Raw genomic sequence first — 18,364 nt, 5'->3', positions numbered from 1 at the left:
TCAGTTCCACAAAGAATGTAAACGCTTTACTATTAAGGCGAAAACATAGAAAAGGAGTTGTAATCATGGATGCGAGTTATGATGCGATTATTGTTGGTTTAGGTGGTGCTGGTCTATCCGCAGGGGTCGAGCTAGTTGAAAAAGGAAAGCGTGTTTTAGTTGTTGAAAAGGGTAAAGATTGGGGCGGTGCTTCTAAGTGGGCTGCCGAAGGAATTTTTGCAGTGGAATCACAACAACAGATCAATGCTGGTGACTACACGACGCGTGATCAAATGTTCCACCATTTGATGAATTACTCACACTGGCGCAATAACGGCCGTATCGTCCGGAAGCTGATCAACAAGTCAGCGGAGACGTTAGACTGGTTAGCGGCCCACGGGATGAAAACCTTGTTAGTCGGTAATTTGCAGGATTACCACTTTGGTAAGACCGGAACGTACCACATGTTTATCGACAAGTTTCACTCGTTTGACAAACTTGTTGACTACTTCATTTCCAAGGGCGGTCAAGTGGTTACGGAAACGGAAGGCCAGAAAATTTTAACCGAAAATGGTCGCGTGACGGGGTTACGGGTGAAGCACGGTGACCAAGTGACTGATGTCAAAACTACGGTAGTCATTGTCGCTGACGGTGGCTTTATAGGTAATTCGAAGATGGTCAAACAGTATATGGATCAAGATACGACTGACTTATACGTGGCTGGTGAACTCAAGGCGACCGGTGATGGTATTAACATGGTTCACAAAATTGGTGGTCAGATGCGGGGCTTTACGAATTTCCAGAATCACAACGCGTGTGTTTACCCGACGTTTGAAGCAACGGGGAGCCAGGGTGGTAACCACTCGATTAACCAAATCTATTCATTACCATTACTCTGGGTCAACCGGCGTGGGGAACGATTTGCGGATGAGAGCGTCGTTTATGACAGTGTCTTGTGGGGAAACGTGACGGCCAAACAAAATGGGCAATATTTTGCTTTGGTTGATCAAAAAACGTTGGATGATTTTAAGACAAAACGGGTGCCAATGTTGGGCGCGTATACCCGTTACTTCCAGGTAAAGAAATTTATTGATAGTCTCAAACCGGAGGACGTTTCATCAGAAATGACGGTCTTACAACAGTTGCATGTCGATGCGGCAACGGGGCCATTAACGACGATGGATCAAGATTTTCAGCAAGCAATCTCCGATGGTAAGGTCGTTAAAGGCGACAGTATTGCTGATTTGGCAGAACAAATTGATGTTGATCAAGCGACGTTAACGCAGACGATTAGTGCATATAACGGAGCCGTTAAGGGTCATTATGATCCAGAATTCAATAAGGATGCCCGTCTCCTTAAGTACGATGTCGCAGAGGGACCATTCTATGCGATTAAAGTCCATTCTGCCGTTTTAGGAACGATTGGTGGCATTGTTGTGGATGAAAATATGCACGCAATCAACACGCAAGACAAGGTCATTCCGGGTGTTTACGTTACTGGCGCTGATGCAACGGGGATGTACGATAACTCTTATTCTGATGTGGAGGGCATTACCTGTGCTTTTGCTTGGAATTCGGGTCGAATTGCGGGTGAAGACGCTGCCCGTTTCTTGAGTAAGGATTAATAGTTGGCTATTAAAAAAATAGAAAAAGAAGCAGAAAATCCTCGGATTTTGAGAACTTTCTGCTTCTTTTGTGACTAACAATACTTAAACGTTTTTACTTTGGATATGATATTTCCGTTGTAAATTAATGACCACTAACCCAGCAATAAAGCTGACAATTATGACCAATACGAATCCCCACATCGTTGTCTTAATTCGTGAAGGCATAACTAATGCTGGTGTGATAAATGCAAATAATGCACAGCAAATTCGAGAAAGGCCGTTGATTAAGCCCTGAACCGAAGAACGAACTTCAATTGGAAATGATTCTTGCGTCCAGACCTTGTATAAGGCTTCGCCAGCGAGTGGTGTACCTAAGTTATAAAAGCCAATTGAGAAGATAATGACCCATAGACTCGTGCCGCCGAGGGCTAATCCGACTAGTGCCAGTAACATAATGACGGACCCGATATAAAATGAACGGTTGCGGTTTTTACCGCCAGCAATTGAGGCAAACAAGATACTAACCCCAAATGAAACGAGGTTTAAAATCAGTCCAGCACCGGTCGCTAGACTTTGGGAAGCATCGGCTTTGACCATCATGAACGTTTGGAATTGGCCCCAAGTGTTAGCTAATAGATTCCATAGAATATAAAACATTAAAATTCCGATGAAGATGCCAAGGTATTTGCCCTTTTCCTTACCAAAGAGAACGCTAGATAGTGAGACTTTGTCGTCAGTTGATGCGTTGTCTTGTTTAGCCGTGTACTTTTGATCACCGGCTTCGTGGAATGCTTTGAACTTTTTTGAGAAGGTCCGCCATAGCCACGTCATTAAGGCAATCACAGTTAAAATAGCAAACACGATTCTGGCACCGTTAGCGCCCGACATTCTAGAAACAACGAATGAACAAATGTATGAAACGAAAATCCCAACTTGCCAAAAAATCTGAGTGGAAGAAACTAGCCTTGCTGATACGACATCGTCAGGACTGTCATGCGAAACAACGGTTAGTGACGTTGGCAAATCCGCTCCAGAAGCGGCACCGGCAATAATAACGCCTATTAGGAGTGTAAGAAAGCTGTTACTAAAAATACATACGGCTGCACCGATAGCGTAAAATAGGTTGATCCAATTAAAGAAGCGAACGAGGCCAATCATTTCTGCGACCCGACCGCCGATAATTGATCCGAAAGCAATGGCGAAGGTCAATGCACCGGAAAGCATCCCAACTTGCCCGTTCGTGAGCCCTAAACCGCTCTGCCAAACTGGAATTGTCGCTGAGAGACTAACAATAATCCCGGAGCCTAACATTGACCCCATACCGGCTGCAAAAGCCAGTGGTAAATATTTCTTGGTCTGTATACTGTCCTTATTATCCATGCTGAATCCTCTTATTCTATTTTTATTTGATGGTTGGATCAATAACGTGATATTTCTTGATGATTTTTAAAATGATGAATGCGCAAATCCCGTATCCAACGACACAAGTCGATAAAGTCCACATTAATGCTTTAGGTGAAATGGCCATGATAGTGGGGGTGATTAAAGCAAAACCAGCGGTGAGCAGTCTGACGATCCCGTACGAAAATCCCGTAAAGGAGGCCCGCATTTTTTCTGGATATAGCATTTGGCTCCATATTTTATAAAGCGACTCGCCACAAAAGACGGTGCTGACTGAGTAAACTAGGTACATTGCTGAGAAGACGTACCAGACTTCGCTGAAGATTCCCGCGACAATGAATGCTGATAAAGCGGCGAAAATACCAATACTCATGAAGCGGTAGCGATAAATCGTATCCGCTTTTTTGATGTACCACATATTGATAAAGAAACCGACTAAGTTAGCAATGAAGGCCACTGCGGTTGCCGTAGACTGGGATTGCTTTGACGCGACCACTAAAAAGTAATTAATGAATGATCCCCAAGTGTTGGCTGGTAAATTCCAGAATAGATAATACAATGTCAAAATCAGTACCGCGTAGCCCGTTTTAGGATTTTGAATGAGTTGTTTTAAAACCGATTGCTGTTGGTGCGCGGGTGCAACCGATTTTGGAGATGTCACTAGGCTAGCTTCGATCCGTTTCATCTTTTTTGAGAAGACCCGGATACTCCAATTACTTAAGGCAATAATTCCCAACAGGATAAAGATAATGGTGGCTGCGTGTTTCCCTAAGCCCGCAGTAATGAATCCAATTAATTGTGAAAAAATAATGCCAAAGATCCAAAACTCTTGGGTAATGGCGATAGCCTTACCGTAGTCTTCACGCGACATGCGTTCAGAGATGACCGCTAACGATGTCGGTAAGTCCGCACCTGAGCTTAACCCAGCAAGCACGATGCCAACGAACAGCATTGGTAGATTCTGAGCAAAAGCAATAATCATGACACCGACAAAGACAAAGAAGATATCAATATTAAAAACGCGAATGCGACCAAATTTATCTGACAACCAGCCGCCCGTAAACGATCCCACTGCGATCATTAAGGTCAAGACGGTTGAAAGTCCACCGGCCATTAATGAACTAAGTGAAAACTCATTAGTCCAGATGGGAAGGGCAACCCCGATACTAACGATTAAAGCAGCGTCTAAGTAAGAAGCAACCGCGGCAATCAGAACCAGTTGCAATGCTGACGTGTTTGTAAATGACGCTCGTAATTTATTCATAGAATGTTTACCACCTAGCCAGAGTTAAATTTAAACGTATGCAATACTGTAGGTGAAATGTTGATTTTTAGGTAATTTTAAAGTCATAGCTTTAGGCACCTTAGCTTGAATTGCAATGTGTTTCTGTTCCTTTTTCCAAGCAACATCAACTCGACCTAATGGCGTAGTGACGTGCCCGCGTGCCCAATCTAAGTAGCCAACTTCAGGATCAATGGTAAATTCTTGATAGCCTGGCTTAGTAGGCGTGACGCCTAGTGTGACGGCGGGTAATTCATATAGAATGACGGCACCCCAGCCGTGGCATTCACTACGATCACCAGCTTCGGCTTCAATACAAGTTGAACAATTGGTTTTGACCATCCGTCGCCAAATATTCCAAAAGTAGTTCGTATATTCGTACAAGTGAACTTTTTGGAGTGCACGGTAAAGATAAAATGACATTGCTACGGAACATTGAGCATAGTCAGCTTTTTCTTCAATTGTCTGCCGGAGAATTCGGTGGCCGGCAGATGTGTTTAAGACGCCGGTCAATATGCCGAAGACTTGATTTTGCTGGCTGTAATTTTCAACGCCAGGACCGTCTTGAACCATGCCGTTTTTACCGATGCAGTGACTGGTAATTGCGTGCTTCAACGCGGTGATACGGTTTAAAAGTGCATTGGCAAGGTCGGCTGAATCGAGATATTGGGCCAGCTTGTAGGCCGCTTGCAACCCCATTAAGTAGACCAAGCTTTCACTCGTAATTGGGCCGTGCAACGTTGCTGCGGGAACTCCTGAAGTTGCGTTCCATTCTGGTGTCCAATCCGTGAACGACCAGAAGCGGTCGACGATGTTTAGACCGCCAATTTTATCAACGTAACCTTCAGCCGTTAAGTGCTGGTCAAAGAAGTTCAGAATGCGCACGATTGTTGGCAAATGCTTCTTTACAAGTTCTTGGTCGCCAAAATACATCATGTGATCTTGGACCATGAGAATGTAGTAAATGGAAAATGTTGGAATCACGTTGGACGTGTAGTTTGGTGCTGAACAATTCAATAAGCCGTCGTAACGTTGAGAGCGTTTTAAGTCGTCCATGCATTTGCGAGCTAAACGGTCATCACCTGAAGTGGCGTAAGTGTACAAAATTTGTGCGCGGGAGTCCATCGCATACTGGATCTGTTCATAAAAGGGACAGTCTTCGTAGGTTTCGTGCATACAACGTTTTAAGGTGCGTTCACTGATATCCCAGATTGCGGCTAAACTCTTATCAGAGGTTTGGACAGCCGTTGTGACGTTGATTGGGTAGCCCGTTTTTTCGTAATTGAATTTTGTAATGGTTAGGGGGTCATCTTTAGTTGTGATTTCTAGCCGAATAAACCGAAATGTGCGGAACCAAAATGGTGAAAATTGTTCTGGCCTTTCCGCGTCACCATAGCCCGCAACGGTGTAGTTATCAGTGAAGCCGTCAAGATGTCCTTTAACGTTATCGCAGCGGTCTTTTTTGACCGGAATTGGCATTCCGTTCGTGCTAGTCATTTCATCTTGCACGTAGGCTTCAGATTGTAACAGGCGAACGTGGCTTGATTTTCCTTGTAAAAGGTTCAAGTATAAGTAACCCGTAGTTTCTTCACCCGCAGAGATTTCCACGACCGCTTTAGAATGCGGGGCAACCGTGACTGGCTTTTCGGCTGTTAATAGTTGTTGCCAACTGGTACTGGTGTTATGACCAGATTTGACTTGAACGACCTTTTCAAAATTATGAGCAGTCCGGTAAAGAAACGGAATCGGGCGGGGCAGCAAGTTACCAGGACTGACTTGGCGACTAATTGCGTGACGGGCGTAGGGTAATGCAGAGGGCCATGCCTGATCGTCAAAGTTAGTGGTCTTCCAACCCTTTAATGCTGGGTCACCGGAGTCCTGTTCATAAATTTTAAGTGGTGCAAAGTCATCTGATTCAGAAACAATATTAAATTCCCGATTGACGGCACACTTCCATTGTTCATCAGTGACAAGCGTTTGTGTGTGAACCGTTTGCGGTGAATCTTTAGTTGTTATTTGGCATTCGGCGTACAGCCCAGGATATTCCGTACGAAAGACACTGTAGTTACCTAAAGATTGTTCCTGTGGGTAACGTAAGACGGAAACGGCCAAAACGTTTTTGCCTGGCTTTAAAAATTTAGTGATATCGATTTTATCGAAGTACCACACTTGCTGGTCACCTTTGCACGGGCCCACTTCGACCAAGCTGCCGTTAACGAATAATTTGTAACGTGAATCGGCGGTAATCTTGATGACACTATTAACGATGTTTTCTAACTCTAAAACTCGTCTAAAATTAACTAATCTAGGAAGATGTTTATCAGAATCTGTCCAGTCGCTGGTCCAGATCCAATGTTGTTCATTGTCCATAAAGTTCATCCTTTCAGCTGTTGTTATCGCTTACAAGGACAATGATATCTGATTTTGTACGACACTCAATCGTTTAATCGAACTATGTTAATAGACTTTTTATCTGTAATAAGCTGAAAAAAGCGAGAATATTGATATAATATACATGTATGATTAAAAGAACTGATTTTATGTAGAGGTGTCCCATGGATATAAACGAGTTACAGCGCAAATTGCACCAATATACTGAGGTCGAAATTTTCTTTCGGGACCATCCAGAACTACGGTCCAACGCGAAGGCGTTTCATAAATACGTTTCAAAGTTGCCGGCAGCGGTTGCGGAAAAGTATCTTTTTCCATTGGTCGATTCATATATCAATCCGCAGGAAACAACTTTTCCGGTGAGCTATTTTTTTGATTCAAATAATTACGATGAAATAACGATTAATCAACATACGCGTTATTCACCGCCAGTGATGCATAATCATGATTTTTACGAACTGTTTTTTGTCTATGAAGGAGAGTTTCATCAGCAAATTAATCATCAGGATTTAGTCATGCGTACGGGGGATGTCTGCATTATTCCACCGGGAATCTATCATTCATTGGATGTGGATAATTACAGTATTGTTATTAATGTGCTTATCCAAAAAGAGACGTTTCAAAATATTTTCTTTAATGATTTGCATGGAGATAACGTCTTATCCAATTTTTACTTGCAAACGGTCAGTTCAAAAGCGTTAAGTAATTTTGTTGTTTTTCATACAAATGGCGATTTGGGCTTGATGAAGATATTTTTGGAAATGTATTTAGAGGTCTTAAACCAGCAAAAATATTACACTAAGGTGGTTAAGTCAAAGTTGGTGGTAATACTGGTTAAATTGTTGCGTGATTATAGTGATCAGGTCTTCAATCCGGCACCACAGCGGCAAAATGAAACTTTAGAATTAAAAATTGTGAGCTACATTGAAAATCACATTAGTAATGTCAGCCTAGATTTATTGGCCGACCACTTTCATTATTCTAAACAGGTATTATCGCAGTACGTTAAGAATCAAAGTGGGCTTTCTTTTACGAAGTTCATCCAGCGATACCGTGTCCAAAATGCGAAACAGTTTTTAACACAGACTGATATGAAAGTGAAAGATATTGCGACAGCAGTCGGCTATTCATCGTCTGAACATTTTATTCGGTTATTTAAAAAAGAGACCGGCAAAACCCCAACGGAGTTCAGGCAGGGCTCGAAGTAGTTATAAAAATAATTAAGGTGAGAGATGGGGTGAGTATCAATGTGCAGACTTGTGACATTAAGAAGATCAGGAAACGACTTGGTTTTTACTGTTCCTGATGAATTTAAGGTAGAGGCTGGTTGCCAGTATATGGTTAGTAGGCAATCAGACGGTTCAGTCATTTACCAACCAAGTGATAAGCAGAATATTTTTGATAACCTTGATTGGTTGAATTACGACTATCAGAAAGACTTAAAAGAAGATCCTGAGCTGCATCCACTCTTTTAGCCAAGAAAAGTGACAATTGAGGTCAGCTATAACTATAAAATTGTCATAAAAAAACTGTTCTCAGTGATTGATTTTCGCAATCACCGAGAACAGTTTTTTAGTATCCAAATAATATTAAATCGTAACAGACGTATTAGCGCAGTCAGAACGTACTTTGGCTGAGGCCATCCCTCACAGCACACCGGTTCTGCCTGACAGAGCGGCTAATTTAGGCCTTTCAATGACTAATCTAAGAGTGCCGCTGCCGTCTGTGAATCGGTAATTAATACGTTGGCGTACCCGCCGAGTAACGCCGCGCGAATGGAAGCAACTTTCCAACTAGAACCCGAAACTAGAATTGAATATTCTTTATCGCGTAAAGCGGCTAGGGGAATCCCCACCGTCCGTTCATCGATATCCGAATCGGCGAGTTCGCCGGTGGCGGTAATGAACCGCGACACCACGTCACCAACCGCTTGTGCTTGTAGTTGCTTGATTTCGGGATCGGTCAAGTAGCCAAGGTTGAAGAGCATCGCGTCGTCGCGAACGGTTCCACTGGTAAATAGGGCGATGTTGGCGTCGATACCGGCCTGAATAATCGCCTTGATGAAATGGTCTTGCATGACAACTTGCTTAGTCGTGGCATTTTCAAAGATAACGGGTAGCGGCAAGTTGACCGCGTCGGTGTGAAACGCGTTGCTAAACTTGTTGATAATGTCGTTTGCAAAGTTGTTCATTTCGCTCCCGGAGACACTCCCTTTGAGCTGAACGACCGAAACGTTATTAGCGTTGCTCGGGTGTAAGTGGTTTGCGACGTTTTCGAGCGTTTCCCCCCAACTGATCCCAATGCTGTCGTTATCTTTAACAATTGTTTCTAAGTAATCGGCCGCCGCCGCCCCAATTTTTGGGTTGATAGCGTCTAAGTCATTGGTAGCATCAAAAATTAAAATGACTTTTTTAAGCTGATATTTAGCTTCCAATTGTTGCGCTAAGACGTCCAGGTCCTTTAACGGATCCATAATCTCAATTCTAAGTAATCCTTGGTCACGTGCAAATTGCAATAGCCGTGAAATGGTTGGCCGGGAAATCGCCAATTTACTAGCGATTTCGCCTTGGCTGAGTCCGTCTTCGTAATATAAGTGGCAGACTTTTAAAGCTGTTTTAATTTTATCCTGATTATCCATCATCATACTCCATCGTTATTAATAGCGTTATTATAGCACATTGGCAAACATGAACATATTTTCAAATAGACTCTTTACAAATGTTCAAAAGCTTGGTATGATGATTTTGTTGAAAAAGAAAGGGGTTTCAAAAGCATGACATTAAATCATTATCTCGACCATACATTATTAAATCCGGAGGCAACCGAAGCACAGATTGACCGGGTGACCAAGGAAGCTTTAGACAATCATTTCTTCTCAGTAATGGTCAATCCATACTGGGTGAACCACGTACATACGCAATTAGCAGGTTCTGATGTTAAAACGGCGTGCGTGATTGGATTCCCACTGGGTGCCAATACAACTGCGATTAAAGTTGCGGAAAGCAAGCAAGCTATTCAAGACGGTGTCGATGAACTTGACATGGTGATGAATATCGGTGAATTCAAGTCGGGCCACATGGATATCGTTCAAAAAGATATTGAAGCAGTCGTTGAAACGGGCCATCAAGCAGGCAAGCTCGTGAAGGTCATTATCGAAACGGCACTTTTAACGGATGACGAAATTAGTCAAGCTAGCGATATTGTTGCTAAGGGCGGCGCAGACTTCGTTAAGACTTCCACCGGATTCTCAAAACGGGGCGCAGCGGTACACGACGTTGAATTAATGAAGGCAGCCGTTGGTGATCGTATTAAAGTGAAGGCTTCTGGTGGTATTCACTCTGCTGAAGAAGCGCAAGCCATGTTAGACGCCGGTGCCTCGCGATTAGGGGTTAGTGCCAGCATGAAGATTATCGGTAAAGCTTAAAGTTATTATGGCCGTTATTAAACGGCTTGATTTAAACACATAGATGTAAGCGCTGTAAATGCGCTGGTCGACAAGATCAGTCGATTGAAGCTTAAGAATGACAAGCGCCATGTGCTTGGAATTCAACTTAAACGTGGAGGGGATCGATACAAATGGAAAAACCAATCAACGGGTCGGTTGAACCCAAGCACGGATTTGGGCTTATCAAGTTACGTGCTAAGGAATTAGAGGATGGTTACTTAGACCGCACACCGATCTTTCAATTTATGCTCCTGTCACTTTTAATTCCGCTATGGGCCGCCGCCGCTAGTTTAAATAACATCTTAATTACTCAGTTTAAAACGATCTTTACCCTGAGTAATGCTGCGAGTGCCTTCGTTAACAGTGCGTTCTACCTGGGATACTTCGTTTTAGCCATTCCGGCTAGTCGAATCATTAAAAAGACTTCCTATAAGTTTGCGATTTTAATGGGATTAACGCTCTATACGGTCGGATGTTGGCTATTCTTCCCAGCATCACACTTAGCCACTTACGGCGTGTTCTTGGTCGCTTTATTCGCCATTGCGTGTGGATTGAGCTTCCTAGAGACTAGCGCCAATACGTTTTCCACGTTGATGGGACCTAAGTCAGCATCAACGGTTCGCTTGAACATTTCACAAATCTTTTATCCAATTGGTGCCGTAGCCGGGATCCTATTAGGAAAGTACTTAGTCTTTAATGACGGCGCTAGCCTGGAATCTACGATGGCCAAGATGCACGGAGCAGAACGGCTAGCTTACGGACAAAAGATGCTCCAACAAACGTTACTACCATATAAGTACATCATTGTCGTACTGATTATTGGGATGTTACTGTTTGCTTTAACGCAATTTCCAAGTGGCCGACCACACGCTGCCAAGGGCGCTAAGAAGGTCGCCGACGCTAAAATTGGCGAAACCTTGAACTACCTGATTCATAACAAGGAGTTCATGAAAGGGATTGGGACTGAGTTTGTCTACATGGGCATGCAGACTGCCGTTTGGTCTTTCACGATCACTTTAGCAATGAGTTTCTCTAAAACCATTACTGAGCGTGATGCGTCCACCTTCATGGTTTACAGCTACATTGCCTTCTTCTTAGGTAAAATCATTGCCACTAGTCTCATGAAACGGTTCAAGTCATCGCAAGTCTTAATGGGCTTCTCCGTAGTTGGTGTTCTGGCGTTAGTTTATGTCATGTTAGTGCCAAACATCACGGCAATTTATTTCGCCATTCTTGCAAGCGGTTTATTCGGCCCAGGTTGGCCAACCATTTATTCACAAACTTTGGATACCGTTAAAGACAAACGGTATACCGAAACTGCCGGTGCCATTGTCGTAATGTCAATTATTGGTGGGGCCGTATCACCTTTGATTCAAGGTGCGGTTGCTGATATGACCGGCTCAATTTCACTGTCATTCATTGTTAATGTTATTAGTTTTGCGGTTGTAGGCATCTATGCGTATGACTACTATCGAAAACATCAACGCGTTGCAAATTAAGGAGTAATTAAAATGAAAAAAATCAATTTAACCCATGCGATGTTTGGGGAAGCAGAAAAAGTTTTGTACCAAGATGACGATTTTAAAGCGACGACCTTTACGTACCCTTCAAGTGTTGAAGGCTTGCGGATCGATAATAGCCGTGGTCACTTAGTTGTATTACCATTCATGGGCCTGATTATTTGGGACGCGATTTTTGATGGTATTTCATTAAAGATGAAGGACATGTTCTCCCAACCACTTCCAGGTGAGGGCATCGCTGATACGTACGGCTGTTTCCAATTTACTTCCGGCTTGTTAGGAAATGGGACACCGGCCCCAGAAGATGATTATCAATTACACGGCGAATTTCCAACGAGCAAGATGGACCACGCCTACTTAACGTTAGGTGACGGAACGCTCACCATTCATTCTGATTTTGAATACGTTAAGGGCTTTGGGGACCACTACCTGAGCGAACCTTCAGTAATGATGCGTAAAGATTCCGGCTTATTTGATATCAATTTGAGCGTGACGAACTTGTCTAAATATCAACCAATGCCATTACAATACATGTGCCATATGAATTATGCCTACGCTGAAAATGGTCGGATCGAACAAAACTTACCAGACGAAGCGTTCCAATTACGGCAAACGGTGCCAAGTCATGTGCACCCAACACCAGATTGGTTAGCGTATAATGATAAACTTAAGGCGAGTGGTGAATTGATCAATCAGCTTGATGATCCTGATCACTACGATCCAGAAATCGTGTTCTTCTCTAAGGACCTGGCCAAGTTCACTGATGTTGCTGAATTCAGACTACATTTGAATGAACAACATAACTTCTTGACTAAATTTAAGACCAGCCAATTTCCAATCGCAACGCGCTGGATCTTATACAACGCTGACCAGCAAGTCGCAGCTTTCGCCTTACCAGGGACGAGTACCCCTGAAGGTAAGCACGCAGCGGAAAAGGCTGGCACATTAATTCAACTGAAGCCAATGGAACAACGTCATTTCAGCGTCACAACTGGTTTGGAAAATTAAGGAGGCAACACTTATGGCAGATATTACAGTAATCGGTTCAAATATGATTGATTTAACCGCCTACGTTGATCGGATGCCAATCGAAGGCGAAACGATCGAAGCACCAGAATTCAGTATGGGTTTTGGTGGTAAAGGGGCGAACCAAGCCATCGCCGCAGCCCGGCTTGGTTCTGACGTTAACTTCATTACCATGGTCGGTAACGATGACTTTGGAAAACAACAGTTAGCAAACTATGAATCAAGTGGTATCAGAACGGATGGCATCGGTATTGGTCATCAAGCTAGTGGTGTTGCGCCAATCTTTGTTGACCCAACTAGTGATAACCGGATTTTGATCATCAAAGGGGCCAATAAAGAATTAACTCCAGCCGTGCTTGATGAAAAGGTTGATTTGATTAAGAACTCCAAGTTAATCGTTTTACAACAAGAAATTGCCTTAGAAACGAACTATCATGCCATTGATTTAGGCGTGAAGTACGGTGTGCCCGTCTTATTAAATCCCGCACCGGCTAACGAGGACTTGAATATTGACTATGTTTCCAAGGTGGCGTTCTTCACCCCTAATGAAACTGAATTGGCTACGTTAACGGGAATGCCAACGAACAACTTAGATGAAATTAAGTTAGCCGCTGATAACCTTATCCAACGGGGTGTTGGGAACTTGATCATCACCTTAGGTAGTAAGGGTGCCCTCTGGGTAACGGAAGGCCATTCCGAAATTGTCGCCGGGATGAAGGTCAAGGCCGTGGATACAACTGGTGCCGGCGATTCCTTTATCGGAAGCTTCTCACACTACTACGCAGCGGGCGAAGATGTCCCAACTGCTTTACAACATGCTAATCAATACGCTGCAATGACTGTCACTAAGAAGGGGACGCAAAAGTCTTACCCAACTAAGGAAGAATTAACGGATATGTTGGTTCAATCCGTCTAAACACATTGTGGTTCTGAATATAATATAAAAGCTGACCGGAAGTTCTCGTTGTTGAGAATTTCTGGTCAGCTTTTTTGAAATCTAAAGGTTGAAAGTTGAATTTAGGGATTGATTACTGTTGTATCAGTATTTAAACTAATACAAATTAACTACTTGTGAGTTAGTCCGGTTGCCACTGACGACATGCGGCCGTGGGACCGGGGTAAGCCAAAGAGCGGTCTCACCCCTCGCTGGGACAGTTGCAAAATACGCAATTGTTCCAGACCGTCCGTGGTCTAAGTCCGGAAAAATCACCGGCCTAAGACCACCTTCACGACCGATGCCATCAGTGGCAGCCTCCGATTATCCGATAATAATAACAATAGCACATCGGTTCTGTCCGCCGAAGTGGATAATTTAGGAATAACCATCGCCATTGTTACGGTGTTAATAGCAATTTTAGACTTTTCAACCCGTAGTTAAAATCTAAATTATTATTTCATCAATCAGAATATGGCTTACTGATCAATTTTTCCTAATTCCTGAGGATCGGCGCCATCAGCAACCAATTGGTCGAACTTAGCTTTGAGTTCGGGGTCCGTTTCGGTAGTCCCAGGGGTGTAGTTGACGGTTTCGGTCCCGGCTTGAAGTGCACGTTTGTAGTACCATTTTTTCCAGCGCAAAAAGTCGAGGCTGTGTTGAAGAGTTGCCATTTTAGCTTCTAAGTCGCTTTCCTGTTCGGTTAAAAAGTCGTAGCGGTCGGCCAAGGTACGGTCGCCATCAAGGCAAAGTTTAATGAAACTCGCAATCTGTTTGACGGGGAGCCCCGCTTCTTTTAGACAGCTGATGGTTTCTAGGTAATTGAAGTCGGCGTCTTTGAAAACGCGCCGCCCAGATTGATTACGGTCAACAAAAGGTAACAAGCCTTCCCGGTCGTAATAGCGGAGGGTGTAGGTGCTAATAGCTAACTTTTCGGCGACTTGACCAATAGAATATTGCATGAATTAACTTCCTTTTCAGATTAATGATGTAGTTACGATAGAAAACCAATTTTGAGTTACATTTAACTCTAACCTGCCAGCTGAAGATAATCAACTGGTTTGAGGTGGTGAAAACCAGGTGTGGACAGTGGCTTGGCTTTCATAATTTAAACGATCAAGCCTCATTATTTTCGGCATATAAATTATTAAAAGGTGGGCGTGAACTAGGCAATCCAGGCCAACCGTTAACTTAAGTCTGTGAAGGATTAGTCCGGCGTAAAACTAAATTTTATTGATAAATGTTGACATGATTAGGCTTAGCTATTTTAATAAAAAATTAAGCTTAAAATGTCGAAAACTGCTTTGAACTTTGTGAGAAAGTGAACTACAATGTAGTTGTAAATGGAAACGCTTTCATAGTTTGGCTTGATTTGGTTGTATTTGACTTTATTTGACTGAATTTGATGTTAACAGTTACAAGGGGGCAATATCATGAGTAAACGCGAAACAGCAAACGTCTTATGGTTTAATGAATTACATCGTCAAGATGTTAATTTAGTAGGTGGGAAGTCGTCTTCGCTAGGGGAAATGACTTCTTCGATGGATGTGCCAGTACCTTATGGCTTTGCAACCACCGCCCGTGCATATCGTTACTTTATGGAGGCAACGGGATTAAATGACAAAGTTAATACCTTGTTAAAAGGAATTAACGACTATGAAGATTCAGATGAACTGCACGCCACTTGTGAGCAGATTCGGAACTTAATCGTGGGGGCCACGATGCCAACGGATTTAGCGAACGATATTCAAAAAGCGTACGTTGATCTGGCTGACAAGGTTGGTCAAGCTGATCCGTTCGTTGCGATTCGTTCGTCAGCTACGGCGGAAGATTTACCGAACGCTTCGTTTGCGGGTCAACAGGAATCGTACTTGAATATTAAAGGGGCGGCCGACGTCGTCAATCGGGTACAAGAATGTTATTCATCCTTGTTCACTGACCGGGCCACTTACTATCGTCACAAGCAGAACTTCCCTTATGAAAAGGTTGCGTTGTCAGCGGCCGTTCAAATGATGGTCTTCTCAAAGGCTTCGGGGATTATGTTCTCAGTCAACGTTGCGAATGGCGACGATACTAAAATTGTGATTGATGGTATTCGGGGTCTTGGCGAATACATCGTTTTAGGTAAAGTGACACCAAACCACTTTGTTGTGGATAAAGCGTCCATGAAAATCGTTGAAAGAAGTATTGTAAAACAACCCGTTGAACTCATGCGGGTCACGAATGGTGGGACAAAGGAACAACCTGTTCCCGCCGACTTACAAGATAAGCAAGTTCTGACGGACAGTCAGGTCTTGGAATTGGCCGGTTATGCCAAAGAAATCGAAAAGCATTACGGCTGCTACATGGATATGGAATATGCTTTGGACACCAACACGAACCGGCTATGGATCGTGCAAGCGCGTCCGGAAACAGTTTGGTCACAACGGAATAAGAACCAGGCAAGTACTGATGGAGATGATAACGTGGTTGCGGAATCTGATGCAAAAGTTGTTGTCCGGGGATTACCTGCTAGTCCCGGCTTAGCGAGTGGGGTTGTGCACGTCATTGACAACCCGAAGGATATCGATAAATTCAAGAAGGGCGAAGTGTTAGTTACCTTGATGACTTCACCTGACTGGGTTCCCGCAATGAAGAAGGCGGCGGCCATTGTTACTAATAACGGTGGGATGACCTGTCACGCGGCCATTGTTTCCCGGGAAATGCAGATTCCATGTATCGTTGGGACGGAAAGTCGGCACGTTGCGGCGACTGACGTCTTAAAGACCGGTGATGTGGTCACCGTAGATGCTAAAAACGGGGTCGTTTATTCAGGCAAAGTTGAAAGTCTCCTCAAGAAGACTACTCCAACTGCTCAGGCTGGTGCTCAAGTGGTTGCGGCTGAGACGTTTGCGCCAACTGCTACCGGTGTCATGATGAACTTAGGCGACCCGGAATTAGCTGAAAAGTATGCGACCTTGCCGGCTGACGGGATTGGCTTGATGCGTGAAGAATTCCTCTGGACGACCTACATTCATGAACACCCACTCTACTTAATTGAAGAGGGCCACCCTGAAAAAGTGGTTGATATGTTAGCTGATGGGATTTCCAAAGTTGCCCGTGCTATGGCGCCACGGCCCGTTGTCTTACGGTTATCCGACTTTAAGTCGAGTGAATACCGGAAGCTCAAGGGCGGCGAAAAGTTTGAACCGCACGAACCAGCGGACTTATTAGGTTGGCGGGGTGCTTCTCGTTACTACGATCCGAAGTACATCAATGCCTTCAAGCTTGAATTAGAAGCAGTTAAGAAAGTTCGTAACGAATTTGGGCTGAAGAATCTAAACGTGATGATTCCGTTTGTCCGGACCGTTGATGAAGCACAAAAGGTTACCGATATCATGCGGGACCAAGGTTTAGTTCGTAATGCGGACTTCAAGGTTTACATGATGGCCGAGATTCCATCCAATATCATTTTGGCCGATAAGTTTAATCAGTTCATTGATGGTTACTCGATTGGCTCAAATGATTTGACGATGTTACTACTCGGTTGTGATCGGAATAACGACACGGTTGCTAGTCTATTTGACGAACGTAACTTGGCCGTTAAGCGGGCCATCCGCCACTTGATTAAGACGGCGCATAAAGATGGCAAGACCGTTTCAATTTGTGGCCAAGCACCATCGGAATTCCCTGACTTCACGAATTTCTTGATTCAAAGCGGCATTGACTACGTTTCAGTTAACCCCGATATGGTTAAAGAAACGAAGCGTAACGTGGCGCACTTTGAACAACGGATCATGTTGGACAAAGCAACTGGTCGCGGGTTACAAGACCCCACCGATTACGATTGGAAATAAGCTAATTCAGTAATGTGAACACAAAAGGAACCGCAAGCATTGAATGTGCTTGCGGTTCCTTTTTAATGACTTGACCTTTTAGAAATTAATCCAGAATGTGCTATGATAATTTAGAAGTCAAAAATTAGGATGGTAGTTTAATAATGAAATCAGATTTAAAGCAACGATTGAGCAAATTGTCGATGTACGAGCGGGCCATTTTGATGTTCTGTTTACGGGCGTACTTTAACAGTGGCAATTATACGAACCGGTTACCACTCGCGGAGATGTTACCAGATATGGCGGCCATGTTTGACGCGGCGCCTAAAGTTAACGTCTTTGCAAAGTTAGCCGACTTACAAATGGCAGTGACGGGCGATCAAGCAAAGACGGTCAGCGTTTTTGATTCGATGACTTATGATCCAAAGACCCGTGAGCTGGTCACGGTGTTGAATCAGCAAGCGGATCTGAACGCGTTGCAAAAAGTTGTAGAAGGCTAGTTAATTTAGATTGTAACAGGGATTGTGAGACAAAATTCAAAAAGCCAATCAGAAAATGGCGCGGCTCCGTGTCAAGTAGACAATCAAATAATTAAAATTGTTTAGGCAATTTTCTCGAGGGCATGATTCCGGTATTCGACCGGGGTCATGCCCTTTAAGGTTGGCTGGCGGCGTGAATTGTTATACCAGTCCATAAAATCACCGATCATCGTTATGATTTCTTCTAACGATAACGGGTTCTTAAAATCGAAATATTCGGTCTTCATGTGGCTCCACAAGCTTTCCATCGGACTATTATCTCCCGGTGTGCCGGGCCGAGACATGCTATGTGTCACGCCGGCGCCAGCTAAAGTCTTATTATATGTTCCTGATGTATAGCTTGAGCCTTGATCACTGTGGATGATTTTTGGCTTAACACCGCCATTCGCCAAAATGGCCGCATTAAAGGTTTCCGTGACTAAATC

15 protein-coding genes are annotated in these 18,364 nt (G+C 43.7%); 9 read left to right on the top strand and 6 right to left on the bottom strand.

Annotated features, from left to right (window positions below):
• Window positions 1–65: 65 nt before the first annotated feature.
• Window positions 66–1,604, top strand: a complete 1,539-nt coding sequence (locus IV64_RS04600; protein WP_057705970.1) for an FAD-dependent oxidoreductase — start codon at window positions 66–68, stop codon at window positions 1,602–1,604.
• A gap of 84 nt (window positions 1,605–1,688) precedes the next feature.
• Here the strand turns inward: IV64_RS04600 and IV64_RS04595 are convergent, their stop codons facing one another.
• From IV64_RS04595 to IV64_RS04585, 3 genes are read right to left on the bottom strand one after another with little or no spacing between them, the layout of a single operon-like run.
• The gene (locus IV64_RS04595) at window positions 1,689–2,966 is read right to left on the bottom strand and encodes an MFS transporter (RefSeq protein ID WP_057705969.1); all 1,278 of its coding nucleotides are present in this window, start codon (window positions 2,964–2,966) and stop codon (window positions 1,689–1,691) included.
• Window positions 2,967–2,988: 22 nt separating this feature from the next.
• Window positions 2,989–4,251, bottom strand: a complete 1,263-nt coding sequence (locus IV64_RS04590; RefSeq protein ID WP_057705968.1) for an MFS transporter — start codon at window positions 4,249–4,251, stop codon at window positions 2,989–2,991.
• Between the two features lie 30 nt (window positions 4,252–4,281).
• Window positions 4,282–6,639 (bottom strand): alpha-L-rhamnosidase-related protein, encoded by a 2,358-nt coding sequence (locus tag IV64_RS04585; protein ID WP_237757313.1) that lies wholly within the window; start codon window positions 6,637–6,639, stop codon window positions 4,282–4,284.
• A gap of 302 nt (window positions 6,640–6,941) precedes the next feature.
• On the opposite strand from IV64_RS04585, the gene IV64_RS04580 reads away from it, so the two are divergent.
• Window positions 6,942–7,868, top strand: a complete 927-nt coding sequence (locus IV64_RS04580; RefSeq protein ID WP_162261255.1) for a helix-turn-helix domain-containing protein — start codon at window positions 6,942–6,944, stop codon at window positions 7,866–7,868.
• Window positions 7,869–7,907: 39 nt separating this feature from the next.
• Window positions 7,908–8,135, top strand: coding sequence for a hypothetical protein (locus tag IV64_RS04575; RefSeq protein WP_057705966.1), 228 nt, complete (start codon window positions 7,908–7,910; stop codon window positions 8,133–8,135).
• A 224-nt stretch (window positions 8,136–8,359) separates the two neighbouring features.
• Here the strand turns inward: IV64_RS04575 and IV64_RS04570 are convergent, their stop codons facing one another.
• The gene (locus tag IV64_RS04570) at window positions 8,360–9,298 is read right to left on the bottom strand and encodes a sugar-binding transcriptional regulator (RefSeq protein WP_057705965.1); all 939 of its coding nucleotides are present in this window, start codon (window positions 9,296–9,298) and stop codon (window positions 8,360–8,362) included.
• A gap of 135 nt (window positions 9,299–9,433) precedes the next feature.
• Between IV64_RS04570 and deoC the strand changes: the two genes are divergently transcribed.
• From deoC to rbsK, 4 genes are all read left to right on the top strand, one after another.
• Complete coding sequence (gene deoC, locus IV64_RS04565; RefSeq protein WP_057705964.1) at window positions 9,434–10,084, top strand: deoxyribose-phosphate aldolase; 651 nt, start codon at window positions 9,434–9,436, stop codon at window positions 10,082–10,084.
• Window positions 10,085–10,236: 152 nt separating this feature from the next.
• Window positions 10,237–11,604 (top strand): L-fucose:H+ symporter permease, encoded by a 1,368-nt coding sequence (gene fucP, locus IV64_RS04560; RefSeq protein WP_083491570.1) that lies wholly within the window; start codon window positions 10,237–10,239, stop codon window positions 11,602–11,604.
• Window positions 11,605–11,616: 12 nt separating this feature from the next.
• On the top strand, window positions 11,617–12,633 hold the full coding sequence (locus IV64_RS04555; RefSeq protein ID WP_057705963.1) for an aldose 1-epimerase family protein: 1,017 nt from the start codon (window positions 11,617–11,619) through the stop codon (window positions 12,631–12,633).
• 13 nt (window positions 12,634–12,646) lie between these two features.
• Window positions 12,647–13,567: a ribokinase gene (gene rbsK / locus IV64_RS04550; RefSeq protein ID WP_057705962.1), complete on the top strand. Its 921-nt coding sequence runs from the start codon at window positions 12,647–12,649 to the stop codon at window positions 13,565–13,567.
• A 497-nt stretch (window positions 13,568–14,064) separates the two neighbouring features.
• Here rbsK and IV64_RS04545 read toward each other — a convergent pair whose 3' ends face one another.
• Window positions 14,065–14,547, bottom strand: coding sequence for a MerR family transcriptional regulator (locus IV64_RS04545; protein ID WP_057705961.1), 483 nt, complete (start codon window positions 14,545–14,547; stop codon window positions 14,065–14,067).
• Window positions 14,548–15,018: 471 nt separating this feature from the next.
• On the opposite strand from IV64_RS04545, the gene ppsA reads away from it, so the two are divergent.
• Both ppsA and IV64_RS04535 read left to right on the top strand, forming a co-directional pair.
• Window positions 15,019–17,421 carry a phosphoenolpyruvate synthase gene (gene ppsA, locus IV64_RS04540; protein WP_057705960.1) on the top strand — a complete coding sequence of 801 codons (2,403 nt, stop codon included), beginning with the start codon at window positions 15,019–15,021 and terminating at the stop codon, window positions 17,419–17,421.
• Between the two features lie 143 nt (window positions 17,422–17,564).
• On the top strand, window positions 17,565–17,900 hold the full coding sequence (locus IV64_RS04535) for a hypothetical protein (RefSeq protein WP_057705959.1): 336 nt from the start codon (window positions 17,565–17,567) through the stop codon (window positions 17,898–17,900).
• A 101-nt stretch (window positions 17,901–18,001) separates the two neighbouring features.
• Here the strand turns inward: IV64_RS04535 and IV64_RS04530 are convergent.
• The coding region (locus tag IV64_RS04530) for an integrase core domain-containing protein (protein WP_157061038.1) at window positions 18,002–18,364 on the bottom strand (363 nt) is incomplete at its 5' end.

It is taken from the genome of Lactiplantibacillus xiangfangensis (assembly GCF_001438845.1).
Taxonomy (GTDB): domain Bacteria; phylum Bacillota; class Bacilli; order Lactobacillales; family Lactobacillaceae; genus Lactiplantibacillus; species Lactiplantibacillus xiangfangensis.
The sequence above is the reverse complement of the archived record's forward strand: the minus strand, read 5'-3'. Positions and strand labels throughout refer to the sequence as shown.

Excerpts from the sequence above, each read along its gene's own strand:
- fucP (WP_083491570.1), top strand. The coding sequence starts at position 10,237 with ATGGAAAAACCAATCAACGGGTCGGTTGAACCCAAGCACGGATTTGGG.
- IV64_RS04575 (WP_057705966.1), top strand. The coding sequence starts at position 7,908 with ATGTGCAGACTTGTGACATTAAGAAGATCAGGAAACGACTTGGTTTTT.
- IV64_RS04570 (WP_057705965.1), bottom strand. The coding sequence starts at position 9,298 with ATGGATAATCAGGATAAAATTAAAACAGCTTTAAAAGTCTGCCACTTA.
- IV64_RS04535 (WP_057705959.1), top strand. The coding sequence starts at position 17,565 with ATGAAATCAGATTTAAAGCAACGATTGAGCAAATTGTCGATGTACGAG.
- IV64_RS04585 (WP_237757313.1), bottom strand. The coding sequence starts at position 6,639 with ATGGACAATGAACAACATTGGATCTGGACCAGCGACTGGACAGATTCT.
- ppsA (WP_057705960.1), top strand. The coding sequence starts at position 15,019 with ATGAGTAAACGCGAAACAGCAAACGTCTTATGGTTTAATGAATTACAT.
- IV64_RS04595 (WP_057705969.1), bottom strand. The coding sequence starts at position 2,966 with ATGGATAATAAGGACAGTATACAGACCAAGAAATATTTACCACTGGCT.
- IV64_RS04545 (WP_057705961.1), bottom strand. The coding sequence starts at position 14,547 with ATGCAATATTCTATTGGTCAAGTCGCCGAAAAGTTAGCTATTAGCACC.
- rbsK (WP_057705962.1), top strand. The coding sequence starts at position 12,647 with ATGGCAGATATTACAGTAATCGGTTCAAATATGATTGATTTAACCGCC.
- IV64_RS04600 (WP_057705970.1), top strand. The coding sequence starts at position 66 with ATGGATGCGAGTTATGATGCGATTATTGTTGGTTTAGGTGGTGCTGGT.
- deoC (WP_057705964.1), top strand. The coding sequence starts at position 9,434 with ATGACATTAAATCATTATCTCGACCATACATTATTAAATCCGGAGGCA.
- IV64_RS04555 (WP_057705963.1), top strand. The coding sequence starts at position 11,617 with ATGAAAAAAATCAATTTAACCCATGCGATGTTTGGGGAAGCAGAAAAA.
- IV64_RS04590 (WP_057705968.1), bottom strand. The coding sequence starts at position 4,251 with ATGAATAAATTACGAGCGTCATTTACAAACACGTCAGCATTGCAACTG.